This window comes from Sphingomonas sp. GW822-FHT03G08 (genome assembly GCF_058801135.1).
In genome coordinates, this window is sequence record NZ_JBXAMZ010000001.1 from 76727 (window position 1) to 98323 (window position 21597).

General features: G+C 68.1%; 7 protein-coding genes. 2 read left to right on the forward strand and 5 right to left on the reverse strand.

Translation table 11 applies throughout. The features are described from left to right. Window positions 1-45: 45 nt before the first annotated feature. The 5 genes from paoC to AC1RJ5_RS00285 form a co-directional block, all read right to left on the reverse strand. A complete protein-coding gene (gene paoC, locus AC1RJ5_RS00265) occupies window positions 46-2238 on the reverse strand; it encodes an aldehyde oxidoreductase molybdenum-binding subunit PaoC (protein WP_269575611.1) in 2193 nt (730 codons plus the stop codon). A gap of 3 nt (window positions 2239-2241) precedes the next feature. Then, window positions 2242-3192, reverse strand: coding sequence for an FAD binding domain-containing protein (locus tag AC1RJ5_RS00270; protein WP_342249605.1), 951 nt, complete (start codon window positions 3190-3192; stop codon window positions 2242-2244). Next, a complete protein-coding gene (paoA, locus tag AC1RJ5_RS00275; RefSeq protein WP_269575609.1) occupies window positions 3189-3836 on the reverse strand; it encodes an aldehyde dehydrogenase iron-sulfur subunit PaoA in 648 nt (215 codons plus the stop codon). Before paoA ends, AC1RJ5_RS00270 begins: the two co-directional genes overlap by 4 nt. A 160-nt stretch (window positions 3837-3996) precedes the next feature. Then, entirely contained in the window at window positions 3997-15873 is an 11877-nt protein-coding gene (locus tag AC1RJ5_RS00280) for a filamentous hemagglutinin N-terminal domain-containing protein (RefSeq protein WP_493111047.1), read from the reverse strand. 80 nt (window positions 15874-15953) lie between these two features. Continuing rightward, the gene (locus AC1RJ5_RS00285; protein ID WP_493111049.1) at window positions 15954-17597 is read right to left on the reverse strand and encodes a ShlB/FhaC/HecB family hemolysin secretion/activation protein; all 1644 of its coding nucleotides are present in this window, start codon (window positions 17595-17597) and stop codon (window positions 15954-15956) included. Window positions 17598-18032: 435 nt separating this feature from the next. Between AC1RJ5_RS00285 and AC1RJ5_RS00290 the strand changes: the two genes are divergently transcribed. After that, window positions 18033-18914 (forward strand): transglutaminase-like cysteine peptidase, encoded by an 882-nt coding sequence (locus tag AC1RJ5_RS00290; RefSeq protein WP_493111051.1) that lies wholly within the window; start codon window positions 18033-18035, stop codon window positions 18912-18914. A gap of 314 nt (window positions 18915-19228) precedes the next feature. After that, entirely contained in the window at window positions 19229-21514 is a 2286-nt protein-coding gene (locus AC1RJ5_RS00295) for a beta-glucosidase (protein WP_493111053.1), read from the forward strand. Window positions 21515-21597 lie beyond the last annotated feature (83 nt).

Genomic DNA, 21597 nt, shown 5'->3' on the forward strand with positions numbered 1-21597 from the left:
GACCGGCTGAGACAATCATGCGAAATCCTGCATTGCAAGCCGGGTTCAGGCGAACGCGGGCATGCCCTCGAGCAACTTGTCGAGCGTGACCGGATAGTCGCGCACCCGCACGCCGGTGGCGTTGTGGATCGCATTGGCAACCGCCGCGCCGACGCCGCAGATACCGAGCTCGCCCACGCCCTTGGCCTTCATCGGCGAGGTGGTGGGGTCGGTCTCCTCGAGGAAGATAACTTCCTGGTGCGGGATGTCCGCATGGACCGGTACTTCATAGCCGGCAAGGTCGTGGTTGACGAAGAAGCCGAAGCGCTTGTCGACCACCAGTTCCTCCATCAGCGCGGCACCCGCGCCCATGGTCATCGCGCCGATCACCTGGCTGCGTGCCGAGACCGGATTGAGGATGCGGCCCGCCGCGCACACCGCGAGCATGCGGCGAATGCGGATCTCGGCGGTAGCGATATCGACGCCCACCTCGACGAAATGGGCGCCGAAGGTGGATTGCTGGAACTTGCGGCCCAGATCGCCATATTCCATCACATCCTCGACGACGATCTCGCCGGCCCTGGCGGCGTCGGCGAGCGGCACGCTGCGTTTGCCGACGCGGACCTTGCCGCCGGCGAACACCGCGTCGTCCGAATTGAAGCCGAGCTTCTGGGCAACCGCCTCGCGCAGTTTCACGCAGGCGGCATAGACGCCGGCGGTGGCGCTGTTCGCCCCCCATTGCCCGCCCGAGCCGGCCGAGACCGGGAAGCTGGAATCGCCAAGCTTCACCTTCACCTTGTCGAGCGGCACGCCCATCATCTCGGCCGCGGTCTGCGCGACGATCGTGTAAGTGCCGGTGCCGATATCGGTCATGTCGGTTTCGACCGTGACGATGCCGGAGCCGTCGAGCCGGACGCGTGCGGCCGACTTCATGTTGATGTTGTTGCGGAAGGCCGCTGCCATGCCGATGCCGACCAGCCAGCGCCCGTCACGGACCTGGCCCGGCTTCGGATTGCGTTTCGCCCAGCCGAACTTGTCGGCGCCGGTACGCATGCACTCGATCAGCTGGCGCTGCGAGAAGGGGCGTTCCGGCTTTTCCGGATCGACCTGGGTATCGTTGATCACGCGCAGTTCGATCGGGTCGATGCCGAGCTTCTCGGCGAGCTCGTCCATCGCGATCTCGAGCGCCATCAAGCCAGGCGCCTCGCCCGGCGCGCGCATCGCATTCGCCTCGGGCAGGTTGAGCACCGCGAGCTTCTGGCCGATCAGCCGGTTGGCGCCGGCATAGAGCAGGCGGGTCTGCGCGACCGAGTTCTCGCCGCCGCCGCCGGGCAGGTCGCCGCACCATTCCTCATGCGCGATCGCGCTGATCTTGCCGTCGCGCCCCGCGCCGATGCGGATCCGCTGGATCGTCGCCGGGCGGTGCGTGGTGTTGTTGAACATCAGCGGGCGGGGCAGGGCGACCTTGACCGGCCGGCCCGCCGCCTTCGCCCCCAGCGCGGCGAGGATCGCATCGGCGCGGACGAACAGCTTGCCGCCAAAGCCCCCGCCGATGAAGGGCGAGATCAGCCTGACATTTTCCTTGGGAATGCCGAGCGTCTTGGCGACGTCGCCCTTGCCCCAGGCGATCATCTGGTTGGCGGTCCAGATCTGCAGCTTGTCGCCGTCCCAGGCGGCGATCGAGGCATGCGGCTCCATCATCGCATGGGCGTGATCCGGCGTGGTGTAGCGCTGGTCGAACTGCACCGGCGATGCGGCGAAGGCGCCGTCGAAATCGCCGACCTTGGCGTTGTTGCCGCCCGCCTTCACGGCGCTGTCCACCGAGGCGGCGAGATCATAGGCGCCCTTTTCGCGGGCATAGTCGACGCGGACCAAAGCCGCGGCGGCGCGCGCCTGCTCGAAGGTCTCGGCGACAACCAGCGCGACGGCCTGGTGATAATGCTCGATCTCCGGGCCGCCGAGCAGCATTGCCGTGTTGAAGCTGCCCTTGTTCAGCTTGCCGGCATTGTCGGCGGTGATGATCGCCAGCACGCCGGGCGCGGCCTTGGCATCGCGCAGGTCGATCGCGGAGATCCGCCCCTTGGCGATCGCCGAGCCGACGACATAGCCATAAGCGGGGTTCTTGACGGCCTCGCCATGCTCATAGGCATAGCGGGCGCCGCCGCTGGTCTTGAGCGGGCCGTCGATGCGCGGAGTGGGCTTGCCGACGAACTTGCCCTGGTCGATCGGATTGGTGCCGGCGGGGGTGGTGAACTTCATGGCTCAGGCCCTCGCTTCGGCAATTGCGGCGGCGAGCGTGCGCTCGGCCAGCACCAGCTTGAACTTGTTCTGCTCGGTGGGCTTGGCACCGGCAAAGGCGAGAGCGGCGGCTGCCTTCGCGCCCTGTGCCAGCGCAGCTTCCGCCGCTTCGACCCGCCAGGGCTTGTGCGCGACGCCGCCGAACGCGACCCGGCCGCTGCCGTCCTTCTGCAGGATCGCGCCGACCGAGACGAGCGCAAAGGCATAGGAAGCCCGGTCGCGGACCTTGTGGTAGATATGCGTGCCGCCGATCGGCCTGGGCAGCGTCACCGCAGTGATGAGTTCACCGGCTGCCAGCGTGTTCTCGACGTTCGGCGTGTCGCCGGGGAGCGTGTGGAACTCGGCGATCGGGATGGCCCGGGTCGCGCCGTCCGCGCGGACCGTTTCCACCACCGCGTCGAGCGCGCGCATCGCGATCGCCATGTCGCTGGGATGGGTGGCGATGCAGGCGTCGCTGGCGCCGATCACCGCCATGCTGCGGTTGATCCCGCCGATCGCCGCGCAGCCGCTGCCGGGCTTGCGCTTGTTGCAGGGCTGGTTGGTGTCGTAGAAATAGGGGCAGCGGGTGCGCTGGAGCAGATTGCCCGCGGTTGTCGCCTTGTTGCGCAGCTGGCCCGAGGCGCCCGCGACGAGCGCGCGGGAGAGCAGGGCATAATCCTTGCGGACGCGCTTGTCGGCGGCGAGATCGGTGTTGCGGACCAGCGCGCCGATCCTGAGCCCGCCCTCCGGCGTCGCCTCGATCCGATCGAGCCCGAGATGGTTGACGTCGACCAGGTGGGTAGGCGTCTCGATCTGCAGCTTCATCAGGTCGAGCAGGTTGGTGCCGCCCGCGATGAAGCGGGCGCCCTGGGTGCGGCCGACGATCGCGGCGGCCTCGGCGGGCGAGCCCGCGCGCTCATAGGTGAAAGCCTTCATGCCTTCCTCCGGGCAGCGACTTCGCTGATCGCCTCGACGATGTTCGAATAGGCGCCGCAGCGGCAGATGTTGCCGCTCATCCGCTCGCGGATCTCCTCGGCGCTCATCGCCGGCTTGCCCGCGACATCGCCGGTGACGTGGCTGGGGATGCCGGCACGGATCTCGTCGAGCACCGCCACCGCCGAGCAGATCTGGCCGGGGGTGCAATAGCCGCACTGATAGCCGTCATGCTTCACGAAGGCGGCCTGCATCGGGTGGAGCTTCTCGGCCGTGCCCAGGCCTTCGATCGTGGTGACGCTGTCGCCCTCGTGCATCACCGCCAGGCTGAGGCAGGAGTTGATCCGCCGCCCTTCGACGATCACCGTGCAGGCACCGCACTGGCCGTGGTCGCAGCCCTTCTTGGTGCCGGTGAACTGGAGATGCTCGCGCAGCGCGTCGAGCAGGGTGGTGCGGGTGTCGAGCTCGAGCGTGTGCGGCTTGCCGTTCACCTTGAGCGTGACCCTGGCCAGCACCGGCGCACCGGCGCCGGCGGATGCCGCCTCCTGCGCTTCGGCGATGGGTGGTGCGGCGGTCATCGCCACGGACGCCGCGCCGCCGACCAATATGCCGCGCCGCGACAATTCGAATTCACCCGGTCCATGCATCTTGGCCCTTGCTCCCTGCGACTGGCGATCCCGAAGCTCCCGATCCTAGACCTCCAGAACGAGGACCGCAAAGCTTTGCTCCGTCCCGGGCATGCGAGCGAGACGGAAAAGGCCGGAAGTTTCCTCCCGGCCTCCTTCGTACACGATGGGACGTGACGGATTACTGCCCGGCCAGCTCCTCCTCGACGTCGAGGTTGCTGTCGTCGAGCTGGATGATGATCGCGGTGTAGCCGACGCGCAGCAGCTCGCCGAGTCGGCTGACGCTGTTGACCACCACCGGCGGGCGCTGGTTGCTCTTGCCGTCGCCGGCCGGCGCGATCAGGCCGAGGGCCAGGCCGGTCGGCAGCTGGATCTCGCCATTGGCCGCGACCCTGCCGCCCGCCGGGATCACGAAGGTATCGATGATGATCTGGCGGGCATCGGTGGTGCCGGTGCCGATCACCGGCTGGTCGTTCACGAACAGCGTGCCGGTGTTGTTGGTGTGGATCTCGCTGAACACGCCGGTCACCGTGCCGCTCGGCGCGGTCACCGTCACCACCGCGCCGTTCACCGTGACGTCGATCGGGCGGAGCGAAGTCAGCGTGATCGCGCCCGGGCTGGTGTAGCTGCCCGTGAGGTTGCCGTTGGTGGCGACCGAGACGCCGCCATTGCCGGTGACCGTGGCGCCCACCGCGCCGCTCTGCGAGGTGAGCGAGGCGCTGCCGCCGCTGGTGACTGTCGAGGCGATCGCGCCGCTGGTCGTGGCGAGCGACACCGCGCCGCCCGAGGTGATCGGGCCGGTGATGCTGCCGCTGGTCGTGCTGGCGGTGACCGCGCCGCCGGCGTTGACGCTGCCGCTGATCGCGCCGGTGGTGGTCACCAGCTCGACCGCGCCGGTTGCGGTGATCGGGCCGGTGATCGCGCCGCCGGTGCTGCTCACCGAGACGTTGCTCTGCGCGGTGATCGCGCGACTGACCGAGCTGCCATAGTCGAGGTCGACCGGGCCGCCGGCGATGATCGAGCCGCTGCCCGTGCCGCCTGCGTTTATCGTCACCGAGCCGCCGGCGCGGATCGGTCCGCTCTCATTGCCGGCCACCCGCGCGTTGACATTGCCCAGCGTGTCCAGCGTGTTGGCGCTGAACGCCTGCGAGCCACTCAACACCGAGGTGAAGGTGCCGGCGAGCTTCACGGTGGCGCCCGTGAAGTCGTGACCGGTCACGCTCATCGTGCCGAGGCGGATCGCGTCGGTGCCGGCATTGCCGATCGTCACGTCGCCGCTGTTCGCGGTCAGGCCGTTGCCGGCGGTGAAGGTGACGTTCTGCTGCGCGTTCACCGTGCCGACGAGGTCCGGCTGGATGCTGATCGCGCCGCCGGCGCCGCCGGGCAAGGTGGTGTTGAACGTCGTGCTGCCCTGGGTCAGTCGGACGCTCGAACCGGTGAAGGCGAGGCTGTTCGCCGCATAGGTGCCGCCGTTGAGCACGGTGCTGCCGGCATTGACCGTGGTCGTGCCGAGGCGGCGGGTGGCGCCGCTATTGCCCAGCGCCACCGAGCCGGTGCCGGCGTTGAGCGCCAGGCCCTGGCTGCCGGCCACCGCCGCATCGACCGTGCCCAGCGTGATCGCGCCGTTGGCGGTGGTCACGCTGGTGTTGCCCGCCAGGTTGGTGGCGCCGCTGACGGAGAAGGCGCCGCCGCCGGTCGTGTAGGCGCCGTTGAGGCTGGTCGCGCCGGTGTAGCTCTGGGAACCGACGGTTGAGACGCCGTTGGTTGCAATGGTTGCGCCGGAAAGGGTCAGGCCGGCCAGGCCGGTGACGGCTCCGACGGAGACAGTCCCCGTACCGGCGTTCACGCCGAAGTTTGCACTGCCGCTGACATTGCCCAGCGAGACATTGCCACCGGTGGTGGTCACGGTAGTAGCGCCGGCCAGGCTGGTGCCGCCGTTCACCGCGAAGCTGCCGGCAGCATAGGCGCCGCCCAGCACGGTGGCGCCGGTGTAGCTCTGCGCGCCGCTGGTCGAAGCGCCGGCAGTGACGATCGTGCCGCCGGTAACCGACAGCGAGGCGAGGCCCGATGCCGCGCCAAGCGTCACATTGCCCGTGCCAGCATTGACGACCAGAGCGTCCAGACCGCTGGTTACGCCGAGCACGGCGTTGCCGCCCTGGGTGGTAACCGTGGTGGCGCCGGCCAGCGTGGCGGCGCCGCTGACGGTGAATCCGCCACTGCTGGCGTACACACCGTTCAGACTGGTCGAACCCGTATAGTTCTGTGTGCCGAGAGTAGCGGCTCCGGCGGTGGCGATGTTCGCGCCGGTAACCGCCAGAGAAGCAATGCCATTCACCGCGCCGAGGGTGACGTTGCCCGTACCGGCATTGACGGTGAGACCACCCGCACCGCCGATCGTGCCGAAGCTTGCACTGCCGCCCGCGGTGGCGACGCTCACGGCGTTGACCGTGCCCGCCGCGCCGTTGACCGTGAAGGCGCCGCCGCCGGTGCTGTACGCACCGTTGAGGCTGGTCGCGCCATTGTAGCTCTGCGCGCCGGTGCTGCTCACGCCCAAGGTGGCGATCGTCGTGCCGGTGGCGGCGAGCGAAGCCAGGCCCGAAGCGGCGCCGAGCGATACGCTGCCGCCGCTCACCGCCAGCGCATTGCCGCCGCCTGCGATCGTGCCGAGCGCAGTATCGCCGGTGGTGGTGATGCTGGTCGCACCGGCCAGCGTCGCTGCACCCGCGCTGAAGCTGGCGGCGTCATAGCTGCCGTTCAGCACGATATCGCCGGTGTAGCTCTGCGCGCCGCTGGTCGAGGCGCCGGCGGTGACGATCGAGCTGCCGGTCGCCGAGAGCGCGGTAAGGCCGTCCACGGCGCCCAGCGTCACATTGCCGCCCGCGCCGACCGTGAGCGCCTGGGCGCCGGTGATCGGGCCGCCGAAGCTGGCATTGCCGCCGGCCGTGACGCTGGTGTCCTCCGCCAGGTCGGTCGCGCCGTTGACGGCGAAGTCACCGCCCGCGCTGTGCTCGCCGGCCAGGCTGACCGAGCCGGTGTAGCTCTGCGACCCGCTGGTCACCGCGCCATAATTGTTCACGACCCGGCCGGTGAGCGAGAGATCGGTCACGCCGGTCACCGAGCGGACGAGCACGGTGCCGTTGCCGCCGGCATTGGCCGAGAAGCTGGTGCTGCCGTTGCCGATCACCGAACCCATGGCGATGCTGCCATCGATATTGGTGTTCATCACGGTCGAGCCGGTGAGGATCGCGTTGCCGAGCACGCTGAAGTTGCTTGCGCTGTAGGTGCCGCCGAACCGGGTCTCGCCGAAATAGGTCTGGCCACCGATTGTCGCGGCGCCGGCCGTGGTGATCGTCGCGCCGGTGACGGTGAGCGAGGTGATGCCGTTGACCGCGCCGAGCGTCACATTGCCGGTGCCGGCGTTGAGGTTCAGCGCGCTGTTCGGCCCGACGATGGCGCGGAAGTTGGCGTTGCCGCCCTGCGTCGTCACGTTGGTGGCGCCGAGGGCGAGAGTCGAAGTGCCGGTGACGGTGAAGGTGCCGCCATTGGTGGTGTAGTTGCCGCGCAGCAGGATCGCGCCGGTATAGCTCTGCGCGCCGGTGGTGTTGGCGCCATTGGTGACGATGCCGGCGCCGGTCACCGAGAGTGCGGTCAGGCCGTTGACCGCGCCAAGCGTGACGCTGCCGGTCGCCGCCAGGGTGAGCGCGCGCGCACCGCCGATCGTGCCGAAGACGGCATTGCCGCCTGCCGTGACACTGGTGTTGCCGCCCAGCGTCGTCGCGCCGTTGACGGTGAAGGCGCCGCCGGCCGCGTAGCTGCCGTTGAGGTTGGTCGAACCGGTGTAGCTCTGCGCGCCGGACGTGGCTGCGCCGGCGGTAGTGATCGACCCGCCCGTCGCGGTCAGCGCCCCGAGGCCCGAGACGACGCCCAGGGTCAGGCTGCCGATGCCGGTGTTGACCGAGAGGCTGTTGCCGGTACCGGTAGCGCCGACCGTGCCCAGCGTGGCGCTGCCGCCCGCCGTGGCGATGCTGGTGTTGCCGCCGAGCGTGCTTGCCCCGTTCACTGCGAAGCTGCTGCCGTTGGTCGCGTAGTTGCCCGCGAGGATGGTCGCGCCGGTGTAGCTCTGTGCCCCGATGGTGGTGGCACCGGCCGTGGCGATGTTCGCACCAGTTGCCGAGAGCGAGGCGATGCCACTGACCGCACCGAGCGTCACATTGCCGGAGCCGGCGTTGACGCTGAGGCCGCCCGCACCGCCGACGGTGCCAAGGCTCGCATTGCCGCCCGAGGTGGCGACGCTGACCGCGTTGACCGTGGTTGCCGCGCCGGCGACGGTGAAGGCGCCGCCATTGGTTGCGTAGCTGCCGTTCAGCGTGGTCGCGCCGGTATAGCTCTGCGCGCCGCCGGTCGAGGCGCCGGAGGTGGCGATCGTCGCGCCGGTTGCGGAGAGCGAGGCAAGGCCGGTCACCGCGCCCAGCGTGACGGCGTTGGCGCCTGCATCGATCGCCAGGGTGCCCGTGCCGCCGATCGTGCCGAAGCCGGCATTGCCGCCCGCGGTGACGCTGGTGTTCGCGCCGATCGTGGTGGCGCCGTTCACGGTGAAGGCGCCGCCCGAAGTGTAGGTGCCGGCCAGCGTCGTCGCGCCGGTGTAGGTCTGCGCGCCGGTGCTGGTCATGCCCGCGGTGGCGATCGTCGCGCCGGTGGCGGTGAAGGTGCTGATGCCGGTAGCCGTGCCGAGGACGACGTTCCCGGTGCCCGCGTTCACGGTGAGCGGGCTGGAGAAGCCGAAGCTGGCGAAATTGCCGAAGCTGGCATTGCCGCCCGCCGTGGTGACCGTCATCCCGCCGCCGAGCATCGAAGTGCCGTTGACCGCGAAGGCGCCGCCGCCGGTGCTGTAGGTGCCGACGAGCGTGGCCGAGCCGTTGAGCGTGAATGCGCCGCCATTGGTGGCATAGGTGCCCGAGAACGAGCCGCCGCCATTATAGGTCTGCGCGCCATTGGTGCTGGCGCCCTGCGAGAGGATCATGCCGCCGGTGCCGGTCAGCGTGCCGACATTGGAGACGGTGCCGAAGCGCAGCTGGCCGCCATGCGCGGTGGCGACGAGATTGTGGCCGTTGCCGGCGATCGTGCCGAAGCCGACGTTGAAGCCGGTGTCGCTGCCATTGCCGTCGACATTCGCGTCGGCGGTCAGCTGCGTCGCGCCGCCGAAGGTCAGGCTGCTGCCGGCAGCGAAGTTTCCGCCCAGCGAGATGAGGCTGCCGCTGTAGAGCTGCGCGCCGCTGGTGGTGGCGCCCACGGTCGTGATGCTGGTGCCGTAGACGGACAGGTTGGCGAGGCCGCTGGCGAGGCCGATGACGACGTTGCCGCTGCCCGCGCGGAGGGTGAGGTCGGTCGCGCCGGTGATCGCGCCGAGCGCAATATTGGCATTGCCCGTACTGGTATCGACTTGCGTGACGCCGCCGAGCGTCGTCGCGCCGTTCACGGTGAAGGCGCCACCCGCGGTGTAGGTGCCGCCCAGCGTGGTCGCGCCGGTATAGCTCTGCGCGCCGCTGGTCGAGGCGCCCCGGGTGGCGATGTTGGCGGCGGTTACCGCGAGCGACGACAGGCCGCTCACCGCGCCGAGCGCGGCATTGCCGGTGCCCGCGTTGATCGTGAGTCCACCGGCGCCGGTGATCGCGCCCAGCGTCGCGTTGCCGCCGCCGGTCGTGGTCACGCTGGTGGTGCCGCCCAGCGTCGAGGCGCCGGCGACGGTGAAGCCGGCGGCGGTGTAGGCGCCGTTCAGCGTCGTCGCCCCGGTATAGCTCTGCAGGCCGCTGGTGGTGGCGCCGGCGGTGACGATCGAGCCGCCGCTGACGGTCAGGCTGGCGAGGTTGGCGAGGCCGATCGACACGCTGGTCGTGCCGTTCAGCGTGAGCCCATAGGCCGAAGTGATCGCGCCGACCGAGACGGTGTCGCCGGTCAGCACGGTATCGCCGGTCAGCACCGGGCCGGTGGCGAAGCTCAGCGCGCCGGTGGCGGTGATGCTGGTGCCGATATTGGTGCCGGCGGCGCCCGCGCCGAAGCTCAGGCTGTTCACCGTGATCGGGCTGTTCATGCTCAGCACGCGCAGCGCGTCGAGCGTCACATTCTCGTTATAGGCGCCGCCGCCGATATAGACGGTGCCGCCCGAGACCACGGCGTCGAGGCCGCCCTGCAGGTTGAGCAGGGTGCGCTGGCTGCCCTGGGCGCCGGCGACGCCGGTGGTGGTGACATAGGCGCGGGTGCGGTTCGCCGCGCTATAGCCCTGGTTGTAGACGGCCATGCCGCCATTTGCGGCCGAGAGCGCGAGCAGGCGGGCCTGTTCGCTGAGCGGCGTGTTGGCGCCCAGCGCACCGTTCGAAGCGGTGATCGTGGCGCCGTTCCAAATGCCGTTCAGATAGGTGATGATGCCCCATTCGTTGCCGAACGCGCCTTCGCTGTTGCCGGCGATGTTGAGGTTCGAGCCGTCGGTATACTGGACCGAGATCGCGCTCTTGGTGTTGTCGATGACGTTGCCGGTCAGCGACGTGCCGGTGTTGCGGCCGTCGATCAGGATGCCGTTGCGCACGCCGGTGATGGTGTTGCCGGTGACGGTGACATTGTCGGCACCGTTGGCGATGACGATACCGCGGGTGATCGTCGGCCAGGCATAGGTGACATAGCTCTGGTCGGCCGGGCCGAAGATCTCGAAGCCGGAGACGGTGACGCCGTCGGCGTTGATCGTGATGCCGTTGCTGCCATTGGCGCTCGCGTCGATCTTCGCGCCGGACGCGCCGATCAGCGACACGCCGTTGGTGGTGATCGACGCGTTCGCGCCATAGGTGCCGGGGGCGACGTTGATCGTGCCGCCCGTGCGGACGTCACGCGCGGCCGCGCTGATCGTCAGCCCGGGGATGACGGTGAAGATGTTGCTGAAGCCGGTGCCGGTATAGTTTTCCAGCGAGGTGCTGTAGCCGAAGCCGAGGCTGAGCCCGAACGTCGTCGCGTCCTGGAGCGTCGTGCGGAAATAGGTGAACTGGCCGCCATTGGCGCGGTGATCGGTGTTGCGCAGGGCATAGCCATAGCCGGTCAGGTTGAGCTGGCCGAAGCCCTGCGTCGTCGATTCCAGCTGCGAGAACAGCCCGTTGAATTCCTCGAAATTGTTCTGCGCGGCGTCGATGTTGATGTTGGTAGTCTGGCCGTCATAGCCGCCCGCGCGGTTGGTCTGGTAGAGCGCGACGCCGCCCCAGTTGTTGTTCAGCGTATGGACGCCGTTCAGCGTCACGTTCGCGCTGTCGGTGATCTGGACGCCGGCGCCGTCGGTGTTCTGGCCGTCGGCGGTGAAGTTGGTGATCGTGACGCCCACGGCGCCGTTGATGTCGAGCTCGGCGCGGCGCGAGCCCTTCACGGTCACGTCGCTGATCGTGACGTTGCTGATGCGCTGGCTCGGCGCATAGCTGACCGGGTTCGGCTGGACCTTGATGCCGTAATTGCCACCCGAGAGCGTGCTGCCGAGCAGGGTGAAGTTGGCGAGGCTGGTGTTGTCGGCATAGACGCCGATCGTGCCGAGGCCGCCGCCATTGTTGACGGTGCGGCCGTCGAGGATTGTGCCGGCCTGCGACTGGCCGACCAGGTTCACCGAGGTGGTGATCGAGAGCTGCGAGCCGAGCACATAGGTGCCGTCGAGGATGCGGACCGTGTCGCCGGCCTGGGCGCGGGCCAGCGAGGCGTCGATCGTGCTGGTGATGCGGATGTCCGGATCGCCGCCGGCGGTGGTGGTGGCGCGGGCGGTGGTGCCGCTGCCGGCATAGGTCAGCACGCCGCCGCGGACGAAGCTGTTGCCGTTGTTGCGGAACACATCGTCCCAGGCGAAGGCGCTGCTCAGCAGGCCGACGGTGCGCACGGGGATGTCGACGTCGAAGCTGTTGCCGGTCACCGTCACCGCGCCGGCGTAAAGCTGCTGCCACGGCGTGTTGGGCATATAGCCCTGGATCTGGAAACCGCGCATGCCGGTGAGGCTGCTGCTCAGGCTGTTGTTCGCGAAGATCCGGTTCGACGCGTCGGTGGTGCGGCCGGCGCCCGCGGCGACGACGACCATCGCGCTGGCATAGGTGCCGCCGAGGAACTTGTTGCCGGTGATCGTGAAGCTCTCGAGCCGGGTGCGCGAGGGATCGTTGAAGTCGTCGATATAGAGGTTGGCGGCGGTCTCGTTGCCGCTGTTGTCGATCACCGAGTTGCGCAGGGTGAAGGCGTTGCCGATCACCTCGACGGTCTTGTTGTCGCCGGCGGCGGCGGGCTTGAAGCCCAGGCCCTCGATGGTGATGCCGTTGCCCGAGATGAAGTGCTGCGCGCCGAAGCCGGCCTGGTAGCGGGCGGTGACGAAGGCGGCGACATCGTCTGCGGCGGTGATCGCGTTGCCGGCGGCATCGACGCCGCGCAGGGTGATGTTGTCCTTGTAGAGGTAGAGGCCGAAGCTCTGCGCGCCGGCATCGCCGTAGTAGCCGACGCCGGTGACGCCTTCGAGATAGTCGCCCGGGCGGATGGTGACGATGGCGCCGGGGGCGGCTTCGTTGACCGCCGCCTGGATGTTGCGGCTGAACGTGTGATAGCCGGTCGCCGACGTGTCGGACCAGGCGCCGGCGCCGGCCAGCGTGTTGGCGGCGAGCAGGTCGGCGAAGCTGGCCGTACCCAGCGCCGCGTCACTCACATAGAGGCCGTTGGCGGTATAGGCGACGCCGGCCATGTCGAAACTGTTGCCGGTGATCGTCGCGCCCGCGCCGCGCACGCGCAGCATCGCGCCGAAGCCGCCGGTGGTGGTGGCGAAGCTGTTGCCGGTGATCGTCGAGCCGGCGGAGTCGATCGTCACGCCGGTGTTCAGACCGGAATCGCCGTTGACCACATTGTTGGTGAAGCTGATCCCGCCGCCCACGCCGCCGCCGCCGAGTGCTACGAGCTGGCGCGAGACGTTGGGCACGGTGAACTGGTCGCCGGTCGCGGGGGCCGCGCCGACATAGGTCTTGCCGGTGATGATGTTGCCGTCGACGACCAGCCCGGTGATCGCATAGCCCCATTCGGAGACGAGGCCGAGATCGCCCGCGGCGACGATGCGGTTGCCGGTGATCCGCGAGCCGGTGTTGGTCTGCTGGAGATAGACCGCCGCGGTCTCGCTGCCCGGGTTGCCGTTCTCGATGCCGTTGATCGTGAAGCCGCTGAGAATGGTGTTGCTCGAGCCCGCCGCCAGCGTCACCGTGCCGAGCGCGCCGACATTCGAGATGCCGTTGATCGTGGTCAGGTCGCGGCCGGCGCCGATCAGGCTGATGCCGGCCTTGTTGATCAGGACATTCTCGGCATAGGTGCCGGCACCGACATTGATGCTGCCACCCGCGCGGACATCGCGCACCGCCGCGCCGATGCCGAGGCCGCCCGTCACGGTGAAGACGTTAGTCCCCGCGCTGCCGTTCCAGCCCTCGATCGAGCTGCTGGCCGGCGTGGCGAGCGACAGCGCATAGCCGGTCGCGTCGCTCAGGCTGGTGCGGAAGAAGGTGAACTGGTTGCCCTCGGCGCGGAACGCCGTGTTGCGGACGATATAGTCATAGCCCGCGATGCTCAGCGTGCCGACATCGTTGATGGCGGAGCTGTCCTGCAGGTACAGGCCGTTCGATTCCGAGAAGGCGTTGTTGCCCTCGATCGTGATGCCGGTGAGCTGCTGGTTGCTGCCGGTGGCGCCGTTCGCCTGGTAGAGCGCGAGGCCGCCCCAGGCATTGCCCGAGGTGCTGCTGTTCCTGACCAGCACATCGGCGCTGTCGGTGATCGAGATGCCATTGCCGGCGAGCGCGCCCGTCACATTGACGTTGTCGATCGTCGCGCCGATCACCGAATTCAGGTCGAGCCCGGTCTTGCGCGAGCCGCTGATCGAGACATTGCTGATCGCGAAATTGTCGATCCGGGCATTGCCGTTGGCGTCGCCCGCGCCGACCTCGACCTTCATGCCATAGGTGGAGCTCGACACCGCGCTGGGGGCGAGCAGGGTGAAGTTGCTCACCGACACATTATCGGCATGGACGCGCATGCCGTAGACGCCGAGGCCCGAGGCGTTGAAGATGGTGCCCGCCTCGCTGGCGCCGAGCAGGGTCAGGCTCTTCTGGATGAACAGCGTGTTCGACAGGTTGTAGGTACCGTCGGCGACGTTGACGGTGCCACCGGTGACCACGGCGTTGACGCCGGCCTGGACGCTGGCGAGCGTGCCGAGGCGGCTGCCCTGGTTGCTGTCACTGCCGCTGGTCGAGACATAGACGGCAGTGCGGTTCGACGCCGAGTAGGCCTGGTTCTGCACTTCCATGCCACCATTGGCGGCGCGTAGCGCGAGCAGGCGCTGCTGCTCGGCGAGCGGCGTGTTGGCGCCGAGCGAACCGGCCGCGGGCAGGATGGTGACGCCGTCGGCCTGGAGGATACCGTTCAGGTGGAGGTTGATGCCCCACTCATTGCCATAGGTGCTGGCGTGATTGTCCGTCATCGTGACGTTCGATCCGTCGGTATACTGGATCGAGATCGCCGACTTGGTGTTGTCGATAATGTTGTTGAGCAAATAGGTGTTCACGTTCCGCCCATCGACGATGATGCCGGTGCGGATGTCGTGGATGTTGTTGTTCAGCAGCTGGACGTTGTCGGCATAGCGATTGACGAAGATGCCGCGCGAATTGGTGCTGCCCCAGGCATAGCTGGTATAGGCGCTGGTCGCCGGGCCCGAGATCTCCAGGTTCTGGATCCTGACATAGTCGCCCCAGATGTCGATCGCGTTCTCGATGCCGCTGGTCCAGCCGATCCTGGCGACGCCCTGGCCGTCGATCGTCACGTCGCTCGCGTCGATGCGGACGCCCGACTTGTAGACGCCGGCGCCGAGCCGGATCGTGGTGCCGAAGCCGGTGGTGCCGATCACACCCAGCGCATCGTTGATATAGTTGCCGAGGCCGGTGGTGTCGGTGCCGTTGTTGCTCAGGTTCAGCTTCAGCGCGGTGGCGGTGCTGACCTTGCCCACGCCGTAGATGTGCGGCGCGGTGATATTGACCGTGCCCGAGGCGCCGCTGAGGTTGCCCGAAATGTTCACCGCCTGATCGGAGCTGATCAGGATGTTCCGGCTGATGCTGGCGCGATCGTTCGCCGCGACCGTGCCGCGCAGGTTGGCGCTGCCGCCGACCGCTTCGAGCACGATCGTGCCATTGTCGATCGTGGCGGAATCGACGCTGAGCGTGCCGGTGTTGACGAGATTGTCGACTGCGGCGCCGGCGCTCTTCGCCGACATCTGGATGCGGCCGCCCTCGGCGAAGATCTGGCCGTTATTCTCGACCAGCGCGCTGCTCGCCGGCACGCCGATGCTGAGCAGGCCGTCGCCGGCGAGGTCGAGCGTGAAGGCGGTGCCGCCGCCCAGCTGCACGCGGCCGGCAGTGGCGGTGATCACGCCGCTGTTGCGCACCGTCGGCGCCACGAACGCGGCGAGGCCGAGATTGCCGGCGGTGATGTTGATGTTGCCGTTGACGACGATCTCGCCGCCGGTGGCGCCGGTGATGTCGAGATTGCCGCCGCCCATGAAGGCGGCCTGGTCGATGTCGCCGGTCGAGGCGATCAGGCTGCCGACATTGACGTTGGCGGTGCCCGAGAACAGTACGCCGTTCGGGTTGAGGATCGCCACCCGGCCGTTGGCATTGAGCTGGCCGGCAATCTCCGACGGCGCCGCGCCGCTGATCACGCGGTTGACCGCGATCGAGGTGGAGGAAGGCTGGACGAAGGTGACGCTCGCGCCCGATCCGATGTCGAACGTGTTCCAGTTGATCACCGCGCGATCGGTGTTCTGGTTGATCGTCATGCTCGACGGGGTGGGGGTGCCGATCGTCGCCGATCCTGCGACGACGTCGCCGCCGGTGGGCAGGGCGTTGGAAGCGAGCTGGGCATGTGCCGGATTGGCAAGCATGATCGCCGCGACCGCCGCCGAGACCAGCAGGCTCGATCGTTTCAGACGGCGCGAGGCCTGGCTCGAGGCAATAGCGGCCTTGGCGCGGTGCAGCTTGCTCATATCCCTCATCCCTGTTCGGCCGCTTCGGGGTGGCCAGCCCGCAATTCTCAGTCAGGTACGCACGCGACCGGCAGGGCCGATCAGAACGACATGCTCAGCGAGAAGAAGACCCGGCCATCCTTGTCGCCGCGCGAGGCGACGGGCCGGTTGATCGGCTTGGCATATTCGACCGAGCCGTTGATGCCGGGCCGCAGCCCGATACGGATGCCGCCGCCCGCCGATTCCAGCGAGGCGGTGAGCGGCTCGCCCGGCAGCGGGCGGTTCTGCGCGACCTTGCCGGCTTCGTAGAAGCCATAGGGCTGGACCGTGCCGCCCTGGAAATTGCCGGCGTAGAACATCTCGATCCGGCCGGCGGCGCCCTTGTCGCCGGTCACTTCGGACGGGTCATAGGCATGGGCGAACTGCTCGCCGCCCAGCCCGAATTCCTCGCTCGCGAGCAGGCTCTGGCCGCTATACTGGACCGCGCCGCTCGCCTGGAAATAGAGGCCGCGGCCCACGCCATAGGCAAAGGAGACTTCGGCGTTCAGCCGGGTGAACACGCCCGAGCCGGTCGCGCGCGATTTGTTCGCATCGCCGCGTACCGTCGCACCCAGCGCGTCGAACCCCTGGGTGACCGAGGCGCGCACGTTCAGAATCCCGCCCCAGGGCGCGGCATAATTGCCGTAGAGTTCGCCCTGCACGGTGCGGGTGGCATCGTCGAAGATCGGATCGATGACGATGTTGCGCGAGCTGCTGTCGCGGCCGGTGAACACCAGCCGGCCGAACAGATTGGTCTCGCGGCTGCGCACGAACGGATAGCGCAGCGCGACGCCATAGGTGGCGCTGCGGCCGCGCAGATCGAGCAGGCGGAGCTCGTCGCCCGGATGGGTGGCGGCATAGCTGCCGAACGCGGTGAGGCGCAGGCCCGAATTGCCGATCGGCTGGTCATAGCTGAGCGACAGGAAGCCCAGTTCCTTGTGGACCGGCGCGCTGACCGCGGTGATCGAGATGCGCTCGCCCGCGCCGAGCATGTCGTTGAACGACAGGCCGCCATAGATCTGGACCGGGCCCAGCCAGCGCGAGCCGCGATTGTCGGCGGCGACAAAGCCCTCGATCCCCTTGCGCTCGACGGCCAGCGTCAGGTCGGCGGCGCCGACTTCGCTGGGGGAGGGGGTGAGCACCGCGCGGACATCGACGCCCTGCAGGTCACGGGCGAGCAGCAACGCGCGAGTGAGCGCGGCGCCCGAAGTGGGCCGCTCGGCGGCGACGCTTGCCAGATAGCCGCGCAGATAGGGCGCATAGCCACCGGCCTCGCCTTCGATCCTGGTTGCGCCGATATGCCCCTCGACCACCTGGATCGTCAGCACGCCATTCTCGATGCGCTGCGGGCCGACCACCGCGCGCGACAGCACGAAGCCGCGGCGGCGATATTCGGCGGTGACTTCCTCGGCGAGCTTGAACAGCTCGGCGAGCGGCATGTCGCGGTTGAGATAGGGCGCGGCGATCGCATCGAGCGCGGCGACCGGTACGGCGGTCACGCCCTCGAAGCGCACCGCGGTCAGGCGGACCTGCACGGCGGACTCGGGCGTGCCCTGCTGGCGGGGAAGCTCGGGAACATCGACCGAGCGGGCATCGGGGACCTTGTCCGCCGGGCGCAGGCGCTCGTCGAGCCGTCCGGGATTTACGGTCTGCTGGGCGTGCGCCGCCTCGATCGGCACGATCGCGGCCGCAGCAATAATAAACAACCAGCGACGGTTAAGTCCCATAGCCCCGGTCCCCCCTCCGAGATTTGTGCAACCGGAAACGATGCCCCGAATCGGTTGCATTAGAGTCGCGTCTTACAATGGCTTTGTGGGACTCAGGAAGATGGAGTCAGCGTTAACTGGCCAATATTTGCAATAATGCACTGATCCACAACGGGACTATTTGTTTATGTCTGCTTTGTTTCTGAAAAGATCATGAGGCATAGATTCCGTTCACTGTACGTTCTGCGAATTAAACCAATGCGTAACCATAAATAATAACCATTCTCAGTGGCTTATACTTAGGGGTTTGTTAGCCCGGCCTTAGGGCGCCCGGGCGTATCCCAGCCTCCGTAAAACCGGGGGTTTGGGGCTTTGCGTCGCGTATCTTCATCGCGGCTGGTGCTTGCCTGTGCGGCACTGGCCTGGGGGCAGTCCGTGTCCGCCGCGATGGCGGCCGCGGGTGATTCGGCGGGCGAGGGCGTGATTGCGCTTCGCCTGGCGGATGCGCCGCGCTGGACCGATGTGCTTGCCCGCGCCGCACGCGATCCGGCCGCTCGAAACCCGCTTCATTGCATGATGCCCGCCGACGAGCTGCCGGCCGAATGCGGTCCCTCAGGCTGGCGTGCCGCCTTTGCCGGGCTGCAGGGAAAGCCGGTTGCCGACCGGGTCGCCGGCGTCCAGTCGGTGGTCAACAAGCTGCCCTATGTTCCCGATCTCGCCAATTGGGGCATGGCCGATCGCTGGGAAACGCCCGCCGAGATGTTCGCGCGGGGCGGGGACTGCGAGGATTTCGCGCTCACCAAATATTTCGCGCTGCGCGAGCTGGGCCTTGCCGAGTCCGCGATGCGGCTGGCGATCGTATGGGACAATCGGGATGCCGAGCAGCATGCCGTGCTGTTCGTGGAGGCGGACGGGCAAAACTGGGTGCTCGACAACAAGTTCGCCGGGCCGGTGGCCGCAGCCGAGCTGGCCGGGCGCTACCGGGTGATCTGGTCGGTCAATCGCGACGGTGCGATGCTTGCGGTGTCGGATGACGCGGGGCAGGGGCCGCGCCTGCGCACCGCCCGGGGCGGCAGGATGCTGGTGCTGCGCACGCGCCCGATCCGCCGCGATCGGATCGAGCCTGCGGGCGCGCCGCGTGTCGAGGTTGCCGCTGTCCGGCCTGTTCCGGCGGGCATCGCACGGCTGGGTGCCGCCGTGCCGGCCGGGGACTCGCCGGGTCAGGCGATTGAAAGCGCTTCCAAAATTAGCGAAAAATCGGTGCGCGACGAGCTTGTTCGAGCCGGTGAAATGGCGGTCCGCTACGCCGGGAAATAGCCGTAAACCTGCCAGAATATCACGTTATTACAACGCTTTGACTATAAGCTGCCACTATGGCTGTAACAAAATTGAGAACGTTCTTGAGAACGCTCTCAATTTATGCTCTAAGCACCCCATTGGAGCGCAAGACTCCGCGAACGATAGAGGGGTGTTGGAACAGGCTGCCGTGCGCGCCACGAGGCGTCGTCGGCTTAGTTTGTCGCTGAATCCGACAGCGTTGTCGGAATAGGCCTCCCCCAGGTTGGATCGGATAAACAGGCACGCCCCCGGGCGTGCGCGGCGTTGTTGCATGCGCCGAAGGGGAGAGGTGAATGTTGTTCAGCCTGCGGCACGTGGCGCGCTCCATGGCGTTGCTTGCCACCACCGCGCTTGCCGGGACGATGACCGCGCACGCGCAGGTCGCACCCGCCGCGTCGCCGGTTCAAGCCGATCCTTCCGCCCGTCCCTGGGCCGATCCCAAGCTTCCCGCGGGTGCCCGTGCGGAAATGCTGCTCGCGGCGATGACGCTCGAGGAGAAGCTGGCGCTCGTCTACACATGGTTCCCGCCCTTCGCGAAGGGGCCCGACGCGCCGACCGACCTGATCCCCTCGGCCGGCCAGCAGCCGGCGATCCCGCGCCTGGGCATCCCGGCGCTGCGCGAGACCGATGCCAGCCTCGGCGTCGCCAACCAGGTCGAGCAGCGCAAGGGCGATACCGCCACCGCGCTCCCTTCGGGCCTGGCGCTGGCGGCCAGCTTCGATCCCAAGCTCGCCTATGAAAGCGGCGCGATGATCGGCAGCGAGGCGCGGGCCAAGCGCTTCAACGTGATGCTCGCCGGGGGCATCAACCTGACCCGCGATCCCTGGGGTGGGCGCAACTTCGAATATCTGGGCGAGGATCCGCTGCTCGCCGGCACGCTTGCGGGCGAGTCGATCAAGGGCATCCAGTCGAACCGCATCATCTCGACGATCAAGCATTTCGCGCTGAACGCGCAGGAGACCGGCCGCTTCGTCAGCGATGCGAAGATCGGCGAGGCGGCGTTCCGGGAAAGCGATCTGCTCGCCTTCGAACTGGCGATCGAGCGCGGCAAGCCGGGCTCGGTGATGTGCGCCTACATGTCGGTCAATGGCGACTTCGCCTGCGAGAACGCGTTCCTGCTCAACACCGTGCTCAAGCAGGACTGGGCCTATCCGGGCTATGTCATGTCCGACTGGGGCGCGGTGCACTCGACGGTGAAGGCCGCGCGCAACGGGCTCGACCAGCAATCGGGCGGCGAGCTCGATACGCATCCCTTCTTCCGGGCCGACCTGCGCAAGGCAGTGGAAAGCGGGGCGCTGCCGACGGCGCGGCTCGACGACATGGCGCGGCGCATCCTGAACGGCATGTTCTCGGCGGGTGTGATGGACGCGCCGGTGGTCGAGACGCCGCAGCCGATCGATACCGCGAAGAATGCCGAGGTCGCCCAGCGCGCGGCCGAGGCGGGCATCGTGCTGCTCAAGAACGAGAAGAATATCCTGCCGCTGGCCAAGTCGGCGAAGCGGATCGTTCTGATCGGCGGCCATGCCGATATCGGGGTGCTCTCCGGCGGCGGCTCGTCGCAGGTCCGCTCGACCGGCGGCATTCCGCTGGAGATCCCGCTCAAGAACGGCCCGGCCGCGTCCTTCGTGCGCGTGACCTGGCATGCGTCCTCGCCGCTTGCGGCAATCCGTGCGCTGGCCCCCAAGGCGCGCGTCGATTTCGTCGATGGCAGCAACCCCGAAGCTGCCGCTGCGGCGGCGAGGAACGCGGACCTGGCGATCGTCTGGGCCACCCAGTGGACCACAGAGGCCGAGGATCCCGAGACGATCGATCTGGAGGGCAACCAGAATGCGGTGATCGCCGCGGTCGCCGCCGCCAATCCGAAGACGGCCGTGGTGCTCAATACCGGCGGCCCGGTGCTGATGCCCTGGCTCAAGCAGGTGCCGGCGGTGCTCGCCGCCTGGTATCCCGGCCAGCGTGGCGGCGAGGCCGTGGCGCGGGTGCTGTTCGGCGAGGTGAACCCCTCGGGGCGCCTGCCGATCACTTTTCCGGCGTCCATCGACCAGGCGCCGCGCCCCACGGTGCCGGGCTTCGACCAGGTCAAGGCATCGCCCGATCGCGGGCAGGATGCGCGGGCGATCAAGCCGTTCGTGATCGATTATAAGGAAGGCTCCGACGTCGGCTATCGCTGGTATGCCAAGCAGGGCCAGCGCCCGGCTTTCCCGTTCGGCTACGGGCTCAGCTACACCCAGTTCGCCTATGCCAACCTCAAGGTGGAGGGGGGCGCCGCGCTGACGGTGAGCTTCGACGTCACCAATCGCGGCAAGCGCGAAGGCGCCGATGTGCCCCAGCTTTACGTGACTCCGGCCACGGGCACCCGCCCGCTGCGCCTCGCGGGCTTCGAGCGGGTGACGCTCAAGCCCGGCGAGACTCGCCGGATCACGCTCACCGCCGAGCCGCGCATCGTCGCGGACTACGACACCGCCCAGCCGGGCTGGCACGTCGCGGCGGGAACCTATCGCGTCGCGATCTCGCGGGATGCCGGACAACCGGTGCTCACGGGCGCGGCGGATTTGCAGGAGCGCCGTCTGGCGCCCTGACGGGACAGCACCGGGTGAGGCGCGCGTAGATGCGTCGGGGTGCAGAACAGAGTGGGAGGACGAAGGGAATGAAGGGAATATCC

Excerpts from the sequence above, each read along its gene's own strand:
- paoC (WP_269575611.1), bottom strand. The coding sequence starts at position 2,238 with ATGAAGTTCACCACCCCCGCCGGCACCAATCCGATCGACCAGGGCAAG.
- AC1RJ5_RS00270 (WP_342249605.1), bottom strand. The coding sequence starts at position 3,192 with ATGAAGGCTTTCACCTATGAGCGCGCGGGCTCGCCCGCCGAGGCCGCC.
- AC1RJ5_RS00295 (WP_493111053.1), top strand. The coding sequence starts at position 19,229 with ATGTTGTTCAGCCTGCGGCACGTGGCGCGCTCCATGGCGTTGCTTGCC.
- paoA (WP_269575609.1), bottom strand. The coding sequence starts at position 3,836 with ATGCATGGACCGGGTGAATTCGAATTGTCGCGGCGCGGCATATTGGTC.
- AC1RJ5_RS00280 (WP_493111047.1), bottom strand. The coding sequence starts at position 15,873 with ATGAGCAAGCTGCACCGCGCCAAGGCCGCTATTGCCTCGAGCCAGGCC.